We start from the raw sequence: 15,476 nt of genomic DNA, 5'->3' as shown, positions 1-15,476 counted from the left end.
ATTTTTTAGCTGCATACATAAAAAAGGCACCGCACAACTTAACAGTTGGCGGTACCTTTTTCAACTTATTTTGCTTCAGCGTAACGCTTGGAAACTTCTTCCCAGTTAATAACATTGAAAAACGCGTCAACATATTCAGGACGCTTGTTCTGATACTTCAAGTAGTAAGCATGCTCCCAAACATCTACACCAAGAATTCCAGTTTTACCTTCCATAATAGGAGTGTCCTGGTTTAATGTGCTTGTAACTTCCAGTTTGCCATTGTTAACGGCAAGCCATGCCCAGCCTGAACCAAAGCGGGTTAAAGCAGCATTTTTAAATTCTTCTTTGAACTTCTCAAAGCTTCCGAAAGTTTCGTTAATTGCATCGGCAAGCTCGCCAGTAGGGGCTCCGCCGCCATCCGGAGACATGATTTGCCAGAATAATGTGTGGTTATAATGTCCTCCACCATTGTTTCTTACAGCACCGCGAATGCTTTCAGGAAGTGCATCCAGGTTAGTAAGTAAGTCTTCTAAACTTTTTCCTTCAAGGTCACTGTGACCTTCAAGTGCAGCGTTTAACTTTGTTACATACGTATTATGGTGCTTGCCATGGTGAATTTTCATTGTTTCTTCGTCAATGTGAGGTGTAAGTGCGTCGTGTGAGTACGGTAGTTCTGGTAAAGAAAATGCCATTCATATCTCCTCCTTGGTTAATTTATGTAGGACTGTGATTCCCCGATGAACGGAAAATCATCCCACACAGATACTACCTTTTCCACTATTGGAAAAGGTTTTATCCTGTACAATTTTTACATTATCAAATTTACCCTTTCCTTTCAAACGATAAACCTTTGAATTTTAAAAAATCACTAAGTTTGTTCGGGTAATTCTATTACACCCTCGTCAAAAAAGGAGCGCTCACCCTCCCATCTATCTCTGTTTAATAAAGCTTTGAGCCTCTCTTTTTGAAATGTTAAGTTCGCCTCATAATAATTTTATACTGAAGGCTGATAACTCATTCTTGGGTTCAGCATTTCGTTCGGACTCTTTAATTGAAAAGTATTTGCAGACAGAGAGAAATCAATTTTTAATTTCTCATCATACGCCCACTCTGCTCTCTTTTGAATAGCAGTACGGTAAGGTGAAGATTCTGTCTCTACCATTTTTTCCTCTTCTGTGAGTGTCTCTGGTTTAACTTCCTGCAGTCTGCTTACTCCGTTGACCGCACATCCGCATCCGTCTGTTTCATATATAATTAATAAAACACTTTCATTTGGTTTGAAGCCCAGTTCTTCTAATTTATTTTGCGCTCTTTTTGTAACTTCAAGTATCATTTCCACACTCCTAACAAACCTTAAAAAGTTTTATTCAGTGATATCTACGCGTATTTTAACATACCAGAATACAAAAAAACTCACTGGCAAATTTACCAGTGAGTGTGAACGTTAAAATTATGGCGGAGGAGGAGGGATTCGAACCCCCGCGGGCCGCAAAGCCCCTGTCGGTTTTCAAGACCGATCCCTTCAGCCGGACTTGGGTACTCCTCCGTATAACATGGTGGACCCTGTAGGACTCGAACCTACGACCGGACGGTTATGAGCCGTCTGCTCTAACCAACTGAGCTAAGGGTCCATGTTTAAAATCATTTTTTATAATTTTTCTTGCAGTGGACGTCCCCGTCTGTCCCTTCCTCTTCCAGCTCTGCTTCGGAGATCATCCGTCGGGACAACTCGCTGTCTTTTCAGGAAGCTATGCTCGTTGCTCTAACCAACTGAGCTAAGGGTCCATGTTTTAATATAAGAAAATATTTATGGTAGCGGCGGAGGGGATCGAACCCCCGACCTCACGGGTATGAACCGTACGCTCTAGCCAGCTGAGCTACACCGCCATTTCGTTTAACCTTTTCTCAAAGACAATGACTATCTTAGCATGATATAAGATCATAAGTCAATACAGATTTTTATTTTTCTGCAAAAATATTTTACCAGGGAGTAAATGCTTTACACCCTGGTATATATTTTCAGCAAAATCAATCTTCACCAATGATCGCTTCCGCAATATTAACGGAGTGGTCGCCGATCCTTTCCAGGTTACTGACCATATCAGCAAAGACAATTCCTGCAGAGCCTTCACATTTGCCTTCATTCAAACGCAGAATGTGTTTTTTCCGCAGCTGTCTTTCCATTTTATCTATTTGTTCTTCTTTTAATACGACTGACCGTGCTGCTATCATATCATCTTCTTCAAGTGCTTTGACAGCCTGGTTAAGAGTGTCCACCGTCAGGTTAAACATTTCTCTTAAATCTTCCATAGCCATTTCAGACATTTTAACTTTATTCGTCACTTGGTATTCTGTCAACTCAATTATATTTTCCATATGATCCCCAACTCTTTCAATATCCCTGACAGTACCCATCAGCATGGAATGGAGGCGGGAGTCCGCTGAAGTTAATGAGTTTGTTGAAATCCTAACTAAGTAATCAGTTATCTTTCTGTCAAGATTATTTACAGCGTCTTCAAACTGGTAACATAATTCAGCGTGTTTTTTCTGCTTTGTTTCTACAAACTTAGACGCTTCTTCAAGACCTTGTTTAGACAACTCTGCCATCCTGAGTGTCTCTTTCTTAGCCTGGCCTAGCGCAATGGACGAAGACTGGGTAATTAACACAGGGTCCAGGTGCTGGGCTTTATATTCAATAACTGTTTCTTTACCAGGTATAAGCTTTGTCACTATGAGAGCGAGAACAGCAACAAAAGGCAATTGAATAACAACGTTCGTAAAGTTAAAAATACCGTGAGCTACCGCTATAGTCATTTCCGCATTTAAATTCATCGCCTGTTGTAAATAAGCCATCATGGAAATATAAGGCTGGATGACAATTAATACTAAAATCGTACCTACCAGGTTAAAGATCACGTGAGTTAAAGCGGCACGTTTAGCTGCAATTGAGGCACCTAAAGCTGCCAGTACAGCTGTTATAGTTGTACCAATATTGTCACCAAATAAAACGGGAAGCGCTGCACTAAGGTCAAGGGCTCCCTGGGCAAACAGCTGCTGAAGCAAACCGATAGCGGCGGAGGAACTCTGCACACTCACTGTGAAAATGGTTCCAATCAAAACACCGAGCAGCGGATTCTGGCTCATACTGACAGTTAATTCAGCAAATGCTTCAAGTTCCCTTAATGGATAAAGCCCTTCTCCCATAAGGTTCAATCCGTAGAAAAGAGCCCCGAAACCAAAGAACACCTGCCCAATGTTATTTGCTTTTTTATTTTTCAGGAAAAAGATTAAAAATGTACCAATAGCAATAATCGGCAAGGCATAATCAGATATTTTCAAACCGATAATAAATGCAGTTATCGTAGTACCAATATTTGCGCCCATTATCACTCCTATAGATTGACGCAAAGTCATAAAACCGGCATTAACCAGCCCAATAGCCAAAACGGTGGTTCCTGTACTCGTCTGGAGGAGTACGGTAACGACCACGCCGGCAAGCACCCCCATGATGGGATTACTCGTAAATTTATCAAGAATATCTCTCAGTTTGTCGCCTGCTACTTTCTGCAGGCCATCCCCCATATACTTAATTCCAAAAAGAAAAATGGCCAGTCCGCCAAAGAACATAAACAGCAGATCTCTTAATTCCAGTTCCAAGCCTTCGTCCCCCTGATTCTTTTAAAATTCGATAATATGTATCACCGTTCCCCATCGTACGCTTCCATTATTAATTATTTGTTAATGTATTGTAAAGATTTTATTAAGTTTTTAAAAAACCGTTCACAAAAAGAATTAATTATTAACATTTGGATATCCTTGTTCCGTTTCCTCTGTTCATTTACAATTAATATTGGAATAAAATTCATTAAAACAAAAAAACAATGGAACCAAGGAGTGGAGAAATGAATATCGTCAAACAATTTATTAAAAGTTTACATTCACCGGAAACAATTGCAAAATTTCGCTTCCAAAAAATAGGCAAAACAATTCTTTATGTTTTTTTTCTTATGCTCATTACTTCTATTCCAATGGCTGTGGTGATTGGAAGCAACTTAAATAATATTTACCAGGACGTTGATACCCATTTAACAGAATCTTTTCCTGACTTCCATATACAGAACGGTGTCCTGCAGTCAGAAACAGATGAACCCGTCATTATTGATGATCAGGATACCACTCTTATATTCGATCCAACAGGAGAGTATACACCTGCAGATACAGCCCAGTTTGATAATGCGTTTGCTCTTTTAGAACGGGAAGCCGTCCTGAATACAGATGGATTCCCTCAGACTTTCGGTTACCAGGAATTCGGTCTTGACCTTACTAAAGACCAATTGAATGACCTCGTCAATACAGTTGGCGACTTAATGCCGTTAATTATTACGGTGGTTATTCTGATAATGTATTTATTTACGACTGCTTTAAAGTTTCTTGGTATATTTACACTGTCAGTGATCACACTTTTACTGAAACGAAAGGTTGCTGACCAGCTGACTTACAAACAAGGCTGGATTCTATCGGCTTATGCAGTAACGCTTCCAACTGTTCTGTTTGCAGTTATTGAAGGAATCGGCTTTAACCTGCCTTTCTCTTTTGCTATTTACTGGGTAATAGCTATTGTAATGATGAATCTTGTATTAAAAAACATTCCTGCACCGAGGCAGGCAGCTGAAGAAACCAATTAATTTATCCGGCTGTTCCAAGCGGCAATTCTCTTTTAACGGAATTATCGCTTTACCTGTAAATAGTCACAAATTTTTTGAAATTAGGGTTTAAGCAGAAAAATTGTGATATATTATTTATATAGCGTTATAACGAACACAGCTTGATGAAGAGTGTATTATACGCTAATGCACTTTTGTTCCGCAGAGGAGGATACCCGCGATGATTGGAGAACGAGTGAAAAAATATAGAAAAGATGCAGGTATGTCATTGACCGAGCTTGCTGACAGAGCAGGTGTTGCAAAATCCTACCTGAGCGCTCTGGAAAGAAACATACAGACAAACCCGTCTATCCAGTTTCTTGAAAAAATTGCCCAAGTACTGAAAGTAAATATGGACCAACTGTTAAACGACCAATCCAGCGGATCAGATAATTCATATAACCAGCTGGACGATGAATGGCAATCCCTTGTAAAAGAAGCAATGGAATCGGGGGTTTCTAAAGAAGAATTTAAAGAATTTCTTGAATTTAACAAGTGGAAAATACAGCAGAAATAAACGTTGCCTCTCTACTGCCTTCACCATTTACTAAAAGTGGTGGAGGCAGGAGGCAACGTTTATTTTTTGTCTTACCTGTCATATGCACTCAAGGAAATTAAATCTCTGCCTCTGCTTATGCAAACTAATGCTATTCATCCCAGTGAAAATCTAAGTAGCGAAACAAAATAAGAGTAAATACCAGCTAATTAGCAATAAAACCCTTAAAATTAGCTGTTTCTCCTATTAAATGAACAAAATACGTTCTATATATCGTATATACTCAATTTATCTTCATTTTTTGTTTTTTCCAAAAATGTTTTTGTGCGTTATAATGAACGAAATGGGTTCATTTATTGATGAAGGAGGAGGTAGGTATGCTTGGAGATATGATACGGCACAGGAGAAAAGAAAAGGGGCTCACTTTGTCAGAACTTTCAAGGAAAACTGGAGTGTCCAAGTCTTATTTAAGCTATTTAGAAAGGAATATGAAAAAGAACCCGTCTATTGAGATTGTGAAAAGAATATTTCTCACATTGGATCTTCCACTTACTCCATTGTTTTACCAGGAGACGGCTGCCGAAGACACCCTAAAAAAAAAAGAATTCTCCTTAAAATGTAATACCTTTACCGTATAAATCTATAAGAGAAAGCTTCTTCAAATAAATTGAAGAAGCTTTCTCTTATGTACTAAACATTGCTTTTTTCTTTGCCAGAAACTCTCTTACCTGCTTTACAGTCAGACCTGATTCTCTTGCTGTTTTCATAAGTTCCACCCAATCATTGTAATCATCCTTATTCGTATGGCTGTTATCCATATTGAACATTTGAGCCCCCTCCCGTAAAAACCAATCAAAGCCTGCTAGGCAGCTCAGCCATCATAGGGGTGAATAAACCTTCACTCCCCTTAGATCTGTAACTTTGCGTCTTTATTTTTCAATAAATTTGCCTTTGACTAGAAGAAACCAGTCCGGACGACTAATTAGTCTATCTAAAGAACTAAGACAACTTTATTATAGAATTTTATTAGTGTATTTTTGTGATGAAAATTGTCAACATATTCAAAACACTTCTAAAGCCTTATTTTGGCGTGTTCTTTCGACATCTTTAAAATATATTAAAAACCAGCCGTAAATTAAACCGGCTGGTTAATTCTATTTACTGCTCAGGCACGACCACGATGCGGGTTCCATCCACCGAGATAACTTTTACCTTTGTGTCTTCTTTAAGCCACTGATTGTCAGCTGTCGCACTGTACAGCTTCCCATCCACTTCAATTGTTCCGATCGGCCGAAAAGGCGTTTTAGTAAGACCTGTTTTCCCCACTAAGTCCTGGTAAGTCTCATTCATGGAATTATAACCATGCTCCGAAGATAGTTTATCCTTAAGCAGCATTTTATCCCACATATTTCTTTTTGGGAAAACCTTGGTGAATAAGTAGGAAGCCGGCGCTGCGAGAATAAAAGCCATGGCTACCAGTACCCCATAAGTAATTCCTGGCGCAGGAAGTGCGAGACCCAGCACCATAAACAGAATACCGATTGCAGCAATCGTTCCGTCTGTCGTTACTTTTCCATCAAAAATAATAAGAGACAAGCCGATTAAATATAATACGACTACCCATAAACTGTCAGCGGCTGTTAAATGGTAAGAAAAATAAATAGCCATAATGACTATCCCAATAATTCCAAATACCCCTTTAACTCTTACCATTACCTCGCCAAATATAAACAGGGTAGCTATAAATACAACAAAAAATCCAAAAACCGGATAATCTAAAAATTCCATGAGATATTCACTCCTCTCCGGACACCTCAGTTTTCTTTATTATAGCAAATATTTTCTTATGTGTTTATTTACGCGGCAGTTTTTAAAAAGTTTCAAAAAAAGTACGAAAATAACGACTGTTACAAAAGAATAATAATCATAAACAAAGCCGAACAAAATTTTAAGCTTTGTTCGGCTGTTATTTTTAAAAAAATGAGTGGTTTTAGTCCGCCCTGCAGACGCTTGCCCAGGGGGCTGAGCTTCGTCTATTACATACTTGTCTTTAGTTTTGTCCCAACCTCTAAACTTTTCCTTTTCTGTTAATTAATTCGAGGAACTGAACCATCCGCGTAAACTATCAATTAAACTGTTAAAGAAATCAAGGATTGACTGAATTAATCCCTGCCCTTCTTCACTATTTAAAAAGTCACCGATATTATCGCGGATGTGGCTGATCTGGTTTTGTACCTGGTCCCAGTCTATATTCAGGTTTTTCATCCGTTCAAATAAAGAAACCAGTCCATTTAATTCTTCATCTGTCAGGGTCATACCCAGCTCATTGGCCACCCGTTGAATTAAGCTGCGTAAATCTTCTTCTGTCTCAACGTTTTCTTCAGAGATGGCCTCCTTAATCCGGGCCATCAGCTCTGTTGCCTGTTCAACACCATATTCCTCCCCAAGTTCAGCTGTCTTAACAAGTTCTTCATTCGCTACCTGCTTCTGCTCTTCAGGAATAACCTCATCTGTTGACGCTTCATAAGCTTTTATTAAACCGGTAAGAGCTCCCGTTCCGGAAACTTCAAAAGGAGCAGTTACATAAATATCTGCATCTTTCACCCCAGCTGTTATTAAAGCATTTGCATACATTCCTTCAGAAACCCAGGTAATCTTATTTGTTTCTACATCGATGCCGCGCCCTTCTTCCAATATCGTGATCTTAGAAGAAGACAAAGCATTGCTGCCAATGACTGCTGCACTAATATAGTCGCCAAGATACTCGTGCTCTTCTTCATTTGTTACCGTGACAATAAGAACATCATCTTCATCCACATTCATTTCATTTAAGAGAGATTCGCGCTGCTGCGGAGATAAGTCCTCCCCTAATGTAACAATTTCATCACCTGGGGCCGCATCTGCAAAACTGACTGATACAAGAAGCATCCACGCTGCCAAGGTGGCTATTGATAATTTATATAAGTTTTTCATCTTCCTACCTCTTTTCATTTCTAAATTGCAGAACTACATTAACAGAAAACACTATTATGAGAAAAAAAGAAAGGGACAAAAGAGCTAAATTTATCTTCCGGGTTCACCCTGCCATATCGTGTTTTTCTTTATTTCATTCTTTAATAAGATGACTCTCACCCCTGCCACTGCCAAAATTGAAAACGCAAACATCAGTCCCTCTTCATACATCCAGATTGCAAACAACGGAGGCCCAGCTGCCACGCCCGTAAAACGAATCATACTGTAAAAAGAAAGAATGAGATCTCTATCTTTCTTTAAGACGTTTTCAGTTATTAAAAGGTTACAGCAAACTAAAAATATCCCTGACGATATTGAAAAGAGTACCATTATAGTGACTAAAGCTGTCAGTGATTGGTTAAGTAAGCCTCCAGTCAGAACAGAAACCGAGAGCACGGTGCTCACGTTAATCAGTAAAGAGCTGCCGAAAAGTCTGCCTTTCAAGTATTTTCCTGTCAGCCATGAAGCGGCGGTCATAGCAATGAGAGGCAGAGAAAATAATACGGCTTTAACTATCCCATCAATTCCGTAGATCCATTCTAATTTATATGAAAAATATGTCAGCATTCCAAACAGAAGGCACATCGTAACTCCTCCTAATACCAGGTAAGGGAAGACTTTCCTGAATGCTGTAAAAACTCTTCGGCTGGTTCCGTTCAATCCTCTGACACCCAGGTTCCTTTTCATTCTTTTTTGCCCTCGAATATTGAGCGTTATGAGCAAAGCTGACAAGGCTCCCAGACCTAAATAGATGAAAAACAGCCAGTTTCCGCCCAGCTGAACAGCAAGAATGGCTGCAAAAGGGCTCGCTGCTTTAGCCAGTCCGTTAAATACTTCAATAAGGCTCAGCACTCCCGGACGAAGCTCTTTAGAGAATATATCACTTGTAAACATAAAAGGAAGCGGGGAAATAAGCCCTGCTCCCACCCCCTGGCATACTCTTCCTGCCATGAGCACGAAAAAGGCATAATTTGAAAAAAACTCCAAACTGGAAAGGACAGCAAGGACACAGCCGAAACTGACAAACATCAAAGCAGCAAAAGCAAGACGTTTTTTTCCCAACAGATTTGCAGCATAGCCGGTTAAAGGAATGACAGCAGCTGCCGCTAAAGAAAAAGCAGTCAATATCAACCCAGCTTGTCCAGAGGAAAGGTCCCATTGAATTTGCATATCGGGCAGGACAGGCACAAACATGGAGTTGCCAAAGATCATTATAAAAGTTAACGAACCGATTGCCATTACTTTTCCCTTGTAATTATTCAAGAGACTTTCTCCTCTCCCTCGTAAATGTGTCATATACGCTAGTAGACAAACATATAGTAAAGTAGACAATAATAGAAACGGGGAATAGATATGCGGCCTATAGTATTGTTAGTTATACTAATTATAGTTATAGTCAGTGTCAGAATTGATTTGACTTCAGGAACCATCCCATTCCAGCAATCAGCCGGTATGGAGGAAACGGGAGAGATGAACGATAAATATTCGGATCCGCCGGAAGAACCGGAAGAACCGGAAGAACCCTCTTCCCCTCTTCCTTATCAGGAAGTTATTGTGGAACCCGGCCAGACAGTTTACGGGGTTGTCCAGAGACTGCACGGGGAGGAACTATTCAACATTCCCCTCCATGAAGTTTTAGAAGATTTTGAAGCTTTAAATCCCGACATCTCACCGCACCACTTACTGGCTGGCGAAACATATAAATTCCCTCTTTACGAAACGAAAACCCCGAATAGTTAATAGTCCTTGCCACAATTGTCCCCTGATTGTTACAATGTAATACGATGAAAGAAACCATCGTGAAGGTTAATTGAGACAAGTAAAATCAAAGCTGACTAAAGGGGCGATTAATGGTGACCCAGGGAACTCATAGAAAAGATACACGGCCTGTTAAAGTAGGGCCAATAACAATAGGCGGAAATGACGAGGTCATTATCCAGAGTATGACAATGTCCAAAACGCATGATGTTGAAGCAACTGTTAAAGAAATTAACCGGCTGGAAGAGGCCGGCTGCCAGATTGTACGCGTAGCATGCCCTGAAATGAAGGATGCTGAAGCGATTTCTGAAATTAAAAAGCAGATTAATATCCCGCTGGTTGTTGACATTCACTTTGACTATAAACTGGCTCTAAAAGCAATTGAAGGCGGCGCAGACAAAATCAGGATTAACCCAGGCAATATCGGCCGCCGGGAAAAAGTAGAAGCAGTTGTTAATGCAGCCAAGGAAAAAGGCATTCCAATCCGAATAGGAGTCAATGCCGGTTCACTTGAAAAGCGTATATTGGACAAGTACGGATATCCTACAGCTGATGGGATGGTGGAAAGTGCCTTACATCATATAAAAATATTAGAAGATCTTGATTTCCATGACATTATTGTCTCTATGAAAGCGTCAGATGTCCGCTTAGCAGTAGAAGCTTATGAAAAAGCTTCTCAAGCTTTCGATTATCCTCTGCATCTCGGAATAACTGAGTCAGGCACCTTATTTGCCGGTACTATTAAAAGTTCTGCCGGACTCGGTATTCTGCTTGATAAAGGCATCGGAAATACAGTCAGAATCTCTTTAAGCGCTGATCCGGTAGAAGAAGTGAAAGTAGCCAAAGAACTGCTGAAAACTTTTGGACTGGCTGCAAATGCTGCTACATTGATCTCCTGCCCAACGTGCGGAAGAATTGAGATTGACCTGATCAGCATTGCGAATGAAGTGGAAGAGTATATTCAAAAGATTAATGCACCAATAAAAGTGTCAGTTCTGGGATGTGCAGTAAATGGACCAGGAGAGGCAAAAGAAGCCGACATAGGTATCGCAGGTGCCCGGGGAGAAGGCCTTCTCTTCAGGAAAGGCAAAACAATCCGTAAAGTACCTGAGGAATCAATGGTTGAAGAGCTGAAAAAAGAAATTGACAAACTTGCTGCTGAACATGAAGAAAAACAAAAGCAGGAGCAGGAAAAAGTATAAAAAGCGAAGGGGCATTCCCCTTCGCTTTTTCATGAGACAAATGGAGCAAAGAATACACTCATCACTAAAGTAAAAGCTCCGATGGCAATTGCGGTATAACCCAGCCCGCGCTGCTCCCTTCTTACTGCAACAGCTCCTAAAATAATCCCTGTAACTGAAAAAATCAGAGGCAGGAAGAATAGTGAGACAAGTGAAAATGCGATTCCGAGTGATCCGACTCCTCTTCCTTGAGTTTGGGTTTCTTCTTCCTCACCAGTCTCTCTTTCCGTATGAGGCTCGCTTTCAATTTCTCTTGTCCTGTCTGAAGTGACTTCAATTGGACCCCGTCCTCCTGCCAGACCCGGGTTTGGAGTGAATTCTGCGGACGTTTCTTCCCGGAATTCATTGTCATCTTCGCGGGCAAACGGATTCTCTTCCGCTCCCTGAAACGAGCGGTCATCATTGTAGTTATGTCTGTCGTCGTTCATTTTAAACCCTCTCCTTCTAATACAAGGCTGTACAAATAGTATGAGTATGAGACAATAAAAGCATAAGAGGAAACATTAAACATTTGGTAAAAGGTGTGAATAAATAATGGGAAAATACAGGTTTGGGATTGATATCGACGGAACAGTGACAGATCCTGCCACTTTCCTTCCATATTTAAATAAACATTTTAATAAGGATTTAACGATCGAGGATATCGTAGAATACGACTTAACTGGTGTTTTAGGAGTCAGTGAAAAAGAACTGTGGAAATGGATGCAGGTACATGAGCCTTCTATTTACAAACAGGCTGACCTCGCCAAGTTTGTGAAAGAAATATTGGAAGAATGGAAAAAACAGTACGAGCTGTTTTATATTAGCGCCAGGCCAAAGCATGTCCACGAACTGACAATTAACTGGTTTCATGAAAACACAGTCCCTTACGACCATATAGAACTTCTGGGACAGCACAATAAACTGGAAGCCGTAAAAAAACATCAGCTCGATCTTTTTTTTGAAGATAAACATGACAATGCGTGTAATATAGCAGAAGACGCCCGTATTCCGGTTATCCTAATGGATACGCCATACAATCAGGCGCCCGTTCCTGATAATGTTTACCGGGCTTCCCATTGGAATCATGCTAAACAAATTGTAGAAAAGCTGTTTTAAAAGCCTCAGGCTGCTGAATCAAAAGTTTGGAAAATAAAAATGGCTCTCATTAAGGTGAGAGCCATTTTTGTTTACTGGATTGTTCCAGCCTCTTATTTTTAACTTATGATTCCTGGCATTCATTACAATATCCGTAAACTTCAAATTTATGGCCTGTAACAGCAAATCCTTCTGCTGAAACAGGTGATACATCCATCGGACATTCATCTATATGTCTCGTCTTCCCGCATTCAAGACAAATTAAATGATGATGATGGTGATCTGTTGAACATGTAAACCGGAATTTCTTCTCACCGGCAAGCTCTGTCGTTTCTAATATTCCCAAATCAGAGAAAAGAGAGAGGTTTCGGTAAATGGTATCGAAGCTTAAACCTTTATATTTATCTTTGAGCGCTTCAAGCACATCCTTTGCGGCTAAATATCTGCTCTCATCTTTAAAAAGCTGAAGCATATCCATCCGTTTGTCTGTATACTTGTACCCTTCCTCTTTCAGTTTTTCCATTGCCTTGTCCACATTCATAATTAGTCCCTCCTAAGACTGGCTTAGACGAAATCCTGAGGCATATCGTGTTATTTTTTTTATAAGCATGGTCAAAATTAATAAAAAGACACCCGTGACAACAATCATTCCTCCGGTTGCTATGTTGAAATAAATGGATAACATAACTCCTCCGAGAACTGACAGTTCACCTATAAGAATACCAATTAGCACGACTTGGCGAAAGCTCTTCGCAAACTGAATGCTGGCAGCCACTGGAAGAGTCACCATGGCTCCTACTAACAAAATCCCAATGACCTTCATAGACATTGATATCACCAGTGCTATTAAAACCGCAAATAAAAAATTCATCTTTCTGACTGAAATTCCTGAGGTGGCTGCGAATTCCTGATCAAATGAAATGGACAGCATTTCCTTATAAAACATCCCCAGGAGCACAAGCATTATAACTCCCGTCGAAAAAATAAAACCTAAATCTGAAAGGGATACTGTCACGATGCTTCCGAATAAAAAATTGAACCATTCTGTCGTATTACTCGGGGTGACACTAATCAAAATGGCACTTAATCCGATCCCCGAAGATAAAATAATCGGAATGGCGAGCTCCTGAAAATGCTTATATATTTGCCTTAATTTTTCAACAAGAAGAGAACCTGCTAAAGAGAATATAAGCCCGGTATACAAGGGGTTTATAAATCCCAGATAAACAACACTCTGGCTTAAAAAAACACCGGCTGCGATACCTGTTAACGTAATATGGGACAACCCTTCGGAAATGATGGTCATCCTTCTTACGAGAAGGAATGATCCAATGACAGGGCAGATCAAACCAATAATAAAACCGGCTATGACCCCTCTTTCCAAAAATGTTAACTGCTGCAATAATTCTATCATTTTTCCCACCTAATTCTTTGTCACAAAGACTGCTTTTTCGTCAAAATGATTGTTCCGATTAACAAAAGAATATTTGCCATTACAATCGTACCTCCCGGCGCAAGATCAAGGTGGAAGGCACTTACCAGCCCTGTAACGACAGAAATTTCTCCAAACAGTACAGCGTAAAAGAACAGTTGCTTAAATCCCCTTGCAAGTCTCATTGCACATGCAACCGGCAATGTCATTAAAGCAGATACGAGAAGGATACCGACTATCTGCATGGAAATGCCTATGACAAGAGCAACCATAACCATAAAGAGAAAATGAAGAGGCATTTTAGGAATCCCTGCGATCACAGCCTGTTCTTCATCAAAACTCAAAAAAAACAGTTCTTTATAAAAGAGTATAATCAGTCCGGTGACCACGGCTGTTAAACTAACTACAACGTAAAAATCTGTCTGGTTTATAGCGACGACACTTCCAAATAAATAATTAAACAGGTCATTATTAAAGCCGTCGGCAAGAGAGATAAAAACTACCCCCAACCCTATTCCGGCTGATAAAATGATTGGAATAGCCAGTTCTTTGTAAAACCTGTACACAAACCTTAATCTTTCAATAAGAAGTGAGCCGGCGACTGAAAAGACCATTCCCATGTAGACCGGGTTTAAAGCTGTAAAAAACGTCACATGTCTCCCAAGCAGCATGCTGAAAGCAATTCCTGTTAATGTAATATGGGATAAAGCATCAGCCATAAGGGACAATCGCCGGACCACAAGAAATACACCTAAAAAAGGAGCGAGAAATCCAATCATTAAGCCTGTAAATAGAGAATAACGTAAAAAATCATATTGGAAAAAAACGTCTATCATGCCTGTTCTCTCCCTGCGTCGTCATGATCATGGTGGTGATGGTGGTGTCCATGGTCATGATTATGCTCGAGAAGATTTACTTCATGGCCATACATAGCTGTCATCATTTCCTCTTTATTGTCTTCAAACACCTGCTTATCGCCATGGAAGTGCAGGCACTTATTCAGGCAGGCAACATCTGTCACATATTCAGACATTGCACCGATATCATGCGTAACAAGAATCAGGGTCATTCCCTTCTCATTGTTAAGCTCTCTAAGCATGGTATAAAAGTTGTTCACTGATTTTGCATCGACACCGACCGTAGGCTCGTCCAGGATAAGGATAGCAGGGTCGCTGACTAACGCCCTCGCAATAAATACCCGCTGCTGCTGCCCTCCCGACAGCTGTCCGATATTTGCCTGAGCATACTTTTCCATACCGACTTGGGCAATCGCTTCCCTAACCTTTTCCTTATGCTGCTTTCTTAAAAAACGAAAGAGTCCTACTTTTCCATAAAGCCCCATTGAGACTACTTCAAAAACAGTAGCCGGGAATCCGCTGTTAAAACTGTTTGCCTTTTGTGAGACAAAACCAATCTCACTCCATTTGTCAAATTTCTTTACCGGAACGCCATTTAGTTTAACTTCTCCTTTATCCGGCGTAAGAAGCCCTAATACACACTTAATAAGAGTAGATTTCCCCGAACCGTTGGGGCCTACCAGCCCAAGAAAAGAGCCATGGGGAACCTTCAGGCTGATGTCTTCTAAAACGTTCTGGTTTCTGTAAGCAAATGAAAGGTTTTCTATTTCTACAGCTGGTGTGTTTGTATGGGTGTTCATAATTGATCCCTCATTAAAAATTTATAAGAATGATTCCGATTTAATACCTCATCGTAGTATACATGAGCTATATTCTTTTGTAAATCATTCAGTTTCCCAGCAGTATGACTCGATTATC

18 protein-coding genes, 3 tRNA genes and 1 riboswitch are annotated in these 15,476 nt (G+C 40.2%); of the genes, 6 read left to right on the top strand and 15 right to left on the bottom strand.

Annotation, left to right across the window (positions count from 1 at the left end; all coding sequences use genetic code 11):
- Positions 1–65 precede the first annotated feature (65 nt).
- The 6 genes from K8O68_RS17925 to K8O68_RS17900 form a co-directional block, all read right to left on the bottom strand.
- Positions 66–674 (bottom strand): superoxide dismutase, encoded by a 609-nt coding sequence (locus K8O68_RS17925; protein WP_230898147.1) that lies wholly within the window; start codon positions 672–674, stop codon positions 66–68.
- A gap of 302 nt (positions 675–976) precedes the next feature.
- Entirely contained in the window at positions 977–1,315 is a 339-nt protein-coding gene (locus K8O68_RS17920; protein ID WP_230898146.1) for an iron-sulfur cluster biosynthesis family protein, read from the bottom strand.
- Between the two features lie 120 nt (positions 1,316–1,435).
- Positions 1,436–1,528: transfer RNA gene (locus K8O68_RS17915), tRNA-Ser, on the bottom strand.
- Positions 1,529–1,536: 8 nt separating this feature from the next.
- Positions 1,537–1,613: transfer RNA gene (locus K8O68_RS17910), tRNA-Ile, on the bottom strand.
- Positions 1,614–1,792: 179 nt separating this feature from the next.
- Positions 1,793–1,869 (bottom strand) — tRNA-Met (locus K8O68_RS17905).
- Positions 1,870–2,010: 141 nt separating this feature from the next.
- Positions 2,011–3,633 (bottom strand): Na/Pi cotransporter family protein, encoded by a 1,623-nt coding sequence (locus K8O68_RS17900; protein WP_370640546.1) that lies wholly within the window; start codon positions 3,631–3,633, stop codon positions 2,011–2,013.
- Between the two features lie 251 nt (positions 3,634–3,884).
- On the opposite strand from K8O68_RS17900, the gene K8O68_RS17895 reads away from it, so the two are divergent.
- From K8O68_RS17895 to K8O68_RS17885, 3 genes are all read left to right on the top strand, one after another.
- Positions 3,885–4,667, top strand: a complete 783-nt coding sequence (locus tag K8O68_RS17895; protein WP_230898144.1) for a DUF1189 domain-containing protein — start codon at positions 3,885–3,887, stop codon at positions 4,665–4,667.
- A gap of 199 nt (positions 4,668–4,866) precedes the next feature.
- Positions 4,867–5,202, top strand: a complete 336-nt coding sequence (locus K8O68_RS17890; RefSeq protein WP_230898143.1) for a helix-turn-helix domain-containing protein — start codon at positions 4,867–4,869, stop codon at positions 5,200–5,202.
- 356 nt (positions 5,203–5,558) lie between these two features.
- Positions 5,559–5,819 carry a helix-turn-helix domain-containing protein gene (locus K8O68_RS17885; protein WP_230898142.1) on the top strand — a complete coding sequence of 87 codons (261 nt, stop codon included), beginning with the start codon at positions 5,559–5,561 and terminating at the stop codon, positions 5,817–5,819.
- 45 nt (positions 5,820–5,864) lie between these two features.
- Here K8O68_RS17885 and K8O68_RS17880 read toward each other — a convergent pair whose 3' ends face one another.
- The 4 genes from K8O68_RS17880 to K8O68_RS17865 form a co-directional block, all read right to left on the bottom strand.
- Positions 5,865–6,008 (bottom strand): anti-repressor SinI family protein, encoded by a 144-nt coding sequence (locus K8O68_RS17880; protein WP_230898141.1) that lies wholly within the window; start codon positions 6,006–6,008, stop codon positions 5,865–5,867.
- Between the two features lie 35 nt (positions 6,009–6,043).
- Positions 6,044–6,141: riboswitch (cyclic di-GMP riboswitch) on the bottom strand.
- 198 nt (positions 6,142–6,339) lie between these two features.
- Entirely contained in the window at positions 6,340–6,969 is a 630-nt protein-coding gene (locus tag K8O68_RS17875; protein ID WP_230898140.1) for an NfeD family protein, read from the bottom strand.
- A gap of 303 nt (positions 6,970–7,272) precedes the next feature.
- On the bottom strand, positions 7,273–8,154 hold the full coding sequence (locus tag K8O68_RS17870) for a DUF1002 domain-containing protein (protein ID WP_230898139.1): 882 nt from the start codon (positions 8,152–8,154) through the stop codon (positions 7,273–7,275).
- Between the two features lie 90 nt (positions 8,155–8,244).
- On the bottom strand, positions 8,245–9,456 hold the full coding sequence (locus K8O68_RS17865) for an MFS transporter (protein ID WP_230898138.1): 1,212 nt from the start codon (positions 9,454–9,456) through the stop codon (positions 8,245–8,247).
- A gap of 90 nt (positions 9,457–9,546) precedes the next feature.
- Between K8O68_RS17865 and K8O68_RS17860 the strand changes: the two genes are divergently transcribed.
- Together K8O68_RS17860 and ispG are read left to right on the top strand one after the other, a co-directional pair.
- The gene (locus K8O68_RS17860; RefSeq protein WP_230898137.1) at positions 9,547–9,933 is read left to right on the top strand and encodes a hypothetical protein; all 387 of its coding nucleotides are present in this window, start codon (positions 9,547–9,549) and stop codon (positions 9,931–9,933) included.
- A gap of 110 nt (positions 9,934–10,043) precedes the next feature.
- Positions 10,044–11,153: a flavodoxin-dependent (E)-4-hydroxy-3-methylbut-2-enyl-diphosphate synthase gene (gene ispG / locus K8O68_RS17855; protein WP_230898136.1), complete on the top strand. Its 1,110-nt coding sequence runs from the start codon at positions 10,044–10,046 to the stop codon at positions 11,151–11,153.
- 29 nt (positions 11,154–11,182) lie between these two features.
- On the opposite strand, the gene K8O68_RS17850 is transcribed toward ispG, so the two are convergent.
- Positions 11,183–11,620 carry a hypothetical protein gene (locus K8O68_RS17850; protein WP_230898135.1) on the bottom strand — a complete coding sequence of 146 codons (438 nt, stop codon included), beginning with the start codon at positions 11,618–11,620 and terminating at the stop codon, positions 11,183–11,185.
- 106 nt (positions 11,621–11,726) lie between these two features.
- On the opposite strand from K8O68_RS17850, the gene K8O68_RS17845 reads away from it, so the two are divergent.
- Positions 11,727–12,290: a hypothetical protein gene (locus K8O68_RS17845; RefSeq protein ID WP_230898134.1), complete on the top strand. Its 564-nt coding sequence runs from the start codon at positions 11,727–11,729 to the stop codon at positions 12,288–12,290.
- A gap of 103 nt (positions 12,291–12,393) precedes the next feature.
- Here K8O68_RS17845 and K8O68_RS17840 read toward each other — a convergent pair whose 3' ends face one another.
- Genes K8O68_RS17840 through K8O68_RS17825 form a run of 4 tightly spaced genes read right to left on the bottom strand, consistent with a single transcriptional unit; the run spans position 12,394 to position 15,358 of the window.
- The gene (locus K8O68_RS17840; protein ID WP_230898133.1) at positions 12,394–12,810 is read right to left on the bottom strand and encodes a Fur family transcriptional regulator; all 417 of its coding nucleotides are present in this window, start codon (positions 12,808–12,810) and stop codon (positions 12,394–12,396) included.
- A 12-nt stretch (positions 12,811–12,822) separates the two neighbouring features.
- Positions 12,823–13,683 (bottom strand): metal ABC transporter permease, encoded by an 861-nt coding sequence (locus K8O68_RS17835; RefSeq protein WP_230898132.1) that lies wholly within the window; start codon positions 13,681–13,683, stop codon positions 12,823–12,825.
- A gap of 20 nt (positions 13,684–13,703) precedes the next feature.
- Entirely contained in the window at positions 13,704–14,537 is an 834-nt protein-coding gene (locus tag K8O68_RS17830) for a metal ABC transporter permease (RefSeq protein WP_230898131.1), read from the bottom strand.
- Complete coding sequence (locus tag K8O68_RS17825) at positions 14,534–15,358, bottom strand: metal ABC transporter ATP-binding protein (protein ID WP_230898130.1); 825 nt, start codon at positions 15,356–15,358, stop codon at positions 14,534–14,536. Before K8O68_RS17825 ends, K8O68_RS17830 begins: the two co-directional genes overlap by 4 nt.
- Between the last annotated feature and the right edge of the window lie 118 nt (positions 15,359–15,476).

The organism is Salipaludibacillus sp. CUR1, from assembly GCF_021028955.1.
Lineage (GTDB): Bacteria > Bacillota > Bacilli > Bacillales > Salisediminibacteriaceae > Salipaludibacillus.
This window is presented reverse-complemented; position numbering and strand designations above follow the sequence as displayed.